4 protein-coding genes and 1 pseudogene are annotated in these 3,761 nt (G+C 44.0%); all 5 read right to left on the reverse strand.

Annotated elements, in window-relative coordinates; genetic code table 11:
• Positions 1–118: 118 nt before the first annotated feature.
• Complete coding sequence (locus IEY48_RS20070) at positions 119–709, reverse strand: tyrosine-type recombinase/integrase (protein ID WP_188923318.1); 591 nt, start codon at positions 707–709, stop codon at positions 119–121.
• A gap of 186 nt (positions 710–895) precedes the next feature.
• Entirely contained in the window at positions 896–2,554 is a 1,659-nt protein-coding gene (merA, locus tag IEY48_RS20075; protein ID WP_160054385.1) for a mercury(II) reductase, read from the reverse strand.
• 35 nt (positions 2,555–2,589) lie between these two features.
• Positions 2,590–3,009, reverse strand: coding sequence for an organomercurial transporter MerC (merC, locus tag IEY48_RS20080; RefSeq protein WP_160054386.1), 420 nt, complete (start codon positions 3,007–3,009; stop codon positions 2,590–2,592).
• 10 nt (positions 3,010–3,019) lie between these two features.
• A complete protein-coding gene (merP, locus tag IEY48_RS20085; RefSeq protein ID WP_160054387.1) occupies positions 3,020–3,295 on the reverse strand; it encodes a mercury resistance system periplasmic binding protein MerP in 276 nt (91 codons plus the stop codon).
• A gap of 98 nt (positions 3,296–3,393) precedes the next feature.
• A pseudogene (locus tag IEY48_RS20090) lies at positions 3,394–3,657 on the reverse strand (mercuric transporter MerT family protein); the annotation flags it as partial.
• Positions 3,658–3,761 lie beyond the last annotated feature (104 nt).

Here is a 3,761-nt window from a genome sequence, read left to right on the forward strand (position 1 = left end):
GAAGAACTCCGCTTGAAACATTGCTTGATGGGAAACGAATTTGGGCTGAGAAAAATTTAGCTCAAATCTAAACTGACAGGCACCATTAAAAATGGGTAACTGTCAGATCAAGTCTGAGCTAGTACATTTCAGAAATTATGAGAGCATCTTCCAGTTCAACACCAAGATATCTTATCGTATTATCTACCTTTGTATGACCTAGCAAAAGCTGAACTGCTCGTATATTCTTTGTTTTTGCATAGACCAGAGTCGCTTTGGTTCGCCTCATAGTGTGGGTTCCATATAGGTTTGGATCTAATCCCAGATTGGATGCCCATTTCCTAACTATGCATCTATAGTACGAGTAGCTAATTGACTGTTGTTTCAATCTAGGGCTAGAAAAAATAAAATCGCTTGCGCTTAACGAAGCAAGTAAGAGCCATTTCATCAAACTTTGTTGTGTTCTGGCTGTAATTTCAAATTGAACTTCAATACCAGTCTTCTTCTGGATATGCTTAACTCGATTAAACATCCTGTCTTGGGAAGAAACATCGCATACTTTCAAAGATAGTAAGTCGCTTGCCCTAAGTTTGCTATCAATAGCCAAATTGAATAGTGCTAACTGCATCAAGTTATCCTCAATCTCGAGTCTGGTACGAATACGCCAAATTTCTTCAAGCCTGAAAGGCTTTTTGACACCACTTCTTTGTCCACGGTTTAGTATGACCATGATGACCTCCTTTGGGGGTGACTGGTCATAGTTAGTAGGATTGGGATACAAATAATTACACGTCTACACTCATTTCTTAACAAAAAAAAGCTAAGTCTCGGTAGCATTTAGTACCACCGACCTTCGACGGTTCTTGTTTGATTTCAAATTCACATCATATAGAACACCGCATCAATCAGTGATGATTTACCCAGCACAACATGAAAGCTCTTTAACATCCTTATTAAAAGTCTGGGCGCAAAGTTTTAGCCCTTCCACCATGGTTAGGTAAGGGAAAAGTTGATCGGCTAACTCTGTGACAGTCATGCGATTGCGAATGGCCAAGGCTGCACTCTGAATAATTTCACCGCCTTCATGTGCCAAAATTTGCGCACCGATAATTCTTCCGGTTTTCTTTTCTACCACTAATTTAATGAAGCCGTCGGTCTCGAAATTCGCTAGGGCTCGTGGCACATTTTCCATACCCAAAACTCGGCTGTCGGTGTCGATACCTTGCGCCTTGGCCTGAAATTCTGTTAACCCCACCGTGGCTACTTGCGGGTCGGTAAAGATCACTGCGGGCATAGTGGTTAGATCCAGTGTGGCATTTCCACCGGTCATATTTACACCGGCACGACTGCCTGCCGCTGCGGCAACATAGACAAATTGTGGCATATTGGAGCAATCTCCTGCGGCATAAATGCCAGAAATATTGGTCTCCATCCACTCATTAACAATAACCTCACCTCCTTCGTTAGTTTTAATACCGATTGCGGCAAGATTAAGTTGACTAGTATTAGCATTACGTCCGGTACTGATTAACAGTTGATCACCAATCACAGTACCTGCATTGGTTTCTAGCGTAAATTGTTCACCATGATATGAAACGCTTGTCGCCTGAGTGTGATTCAACACGTTAATGCCTTCTTTTTGAAAACATTCGGTCAGCTTCTCACCTAGCAAGGGATCTTCTGCATACAATAATGAATGACGCGCCAATACCGTCACCTCGCTGCCTAAGCGGCGATAAGCTTGTGCAATCTCCAACGCGATCACAGAAGAGCCAATCACGATCAGATGGTGTGGTAGCGCTTTGGCAAATAATGCTTCTGTGGATGTCCAGTAAGGTGTGCCAGCAAGGCCATCAATCTGCGGGATCGTCGGTGTTGAACCAGTAGCAATTAATATTTTATCGGCATGTAGTATTTGCTCTGAACCATCAAGATTACTAATGATTAAGGTATTGGCATCGTTAAATCGAGCAAAACCTTTGATTAAACTCAGCGCAGGATTGTTGTCTAGAATATTTTGGTATTTAGCTGTCCGCAACTCTTCCACTCGGGCAGTTTGCTGCTCAGATAACAGCGCACGACTTAGTGCTGGAGTATGATTTTCTAGTCCAGCAAACGGGTTACTTCGTTGTTGTTGAGCCAATTGTGCTGCTCGAATTAAAATTTTTGACGGCACACAGCCAACATTGACACAACAGCCGCCAATCACATCACTGGATTCAATGAGTGTAACCTTGGCACCGCCTTCGGCTGCTTTAATGGCGCAGGCAAATGCCCCTGAGCCGCTGCCAATGATGGCGACCTGTTGCTTTAAGCTATAGTCTTCTTTCTGGTTTGTGTTACCACGGATTGTCATGTCTTTAAGTTCTGTTGCAATGTAGCCTAAAGCATTAATCGCAAGGATAAGTTCAGCTACATTTACATCATCTCGAGTAGTGATATATGCTAAAGCGTTTTCGTAATACACCTCTGTTTTAATGACACCTTCAACGGAATCGAGTGCTTCTTTAATATGTTTAACGCAGCTTGGGCAGGTCATACCCTGTATGGATAAGCGTATAGGTAATAAATTCATTTTTTTTCCTTCAATTAAGGTAAACAATCATTGGCTTAAACGGCACAACTGTCATCGTCGCAGCGCTTATTTACGGGTGAAAAAATGTCCCATACAGAAACTGCCACCATCATTGCGAGTGCAGAATACGTCACATAGCTACTCCAGCCGTATCGAAACAAGGGGTAAAGTGATATCAAAAGTAGCGCAGGGCCGAACATACCCAGAGCACTACGATGCCACTGCCTATGGCTGAACCAGCCCAGTCCGTTTAGCACTAAGGCAACCCAAGCAAATAGAGGTAATAAAGTATTAACAAATTGGCCTTCCCATTGACTAAGAAACCCCAATCCAAGGGCAGAGCCCAAACTGGCAATCGCCGGGAAACACATGGCGCAGCCCATAGCAGAGATAACAGCACCCAAGGAGCCCGCTTTATCACCGATGCGTGTCAGCATATTGAATAAATTGGTCATAGCCTTCTTCCTATTGTTTGATAGTTGACGGGTAACCTGCGTTGGTGGTCGCATCGATTAACGCTTTGACCGTGGTTTTCTCATCATCAAAGGTCACAATTGCCACCTTGGTCTCAAAGGTGACATCGGCCTCGCTGACGCCTGCAACATTTTGCAGCGATTTTTTCACCGTAAAAGGACAGGTGACGCAGTTCATGGTGGGCACGTCTAAGGTCACTGTTTGTGGTTTGGCAGTAGCCGGCAAACTAGTGAGTGCCATAAGGGTGAGTAACGTGACTTTTCTCATTGTATTCTCCAAGCGTTAGTTAAAAGTGTAAGTGCTATGAATCGCTGTGTTCTGTCATTAATCTTCAATTGGTTTATGCCAAATCCTTGCTGCTGCATTTAAGCAAACCAGACAATCCAGTAATTGCTGGTCACTAGCGCTAGCGCTGCCAGTGCCGTTAACCAATAAATCACTTGCCGGCGCTTGCGCACTTGCGGCACAGCGCAGGCGGTTCCTGGCTCACAAGCCTCCACTGGTCGGTAAACTTTTCGACCGGCGACAGCAAACAGAACCAATACCAGCACAATAAAAATAGGCCGATAGGGCTCTAATAAGGTCAGGTTACTAATCCAGGAACCACTGGTAATCCCCCCTAAAAAAAGCTGATTTCAAAAGTAGAATTTTCTCGTACTATATACGCAGGGAGATTCTGCATGAAAACATCAAAATTTAGCGACAGCCAAATCTTGGCTATCCTCAAGCAAGC

The organism is Shewanella saliphila (assembly GCF_014648295.1).
GTDB classification, from domain to species: Bacteria; Pseudomonadota; Gammaproteobacteria; order Enterobacterales; family Shewanellaceae; genus Shewanella; species Shewanella saliphila.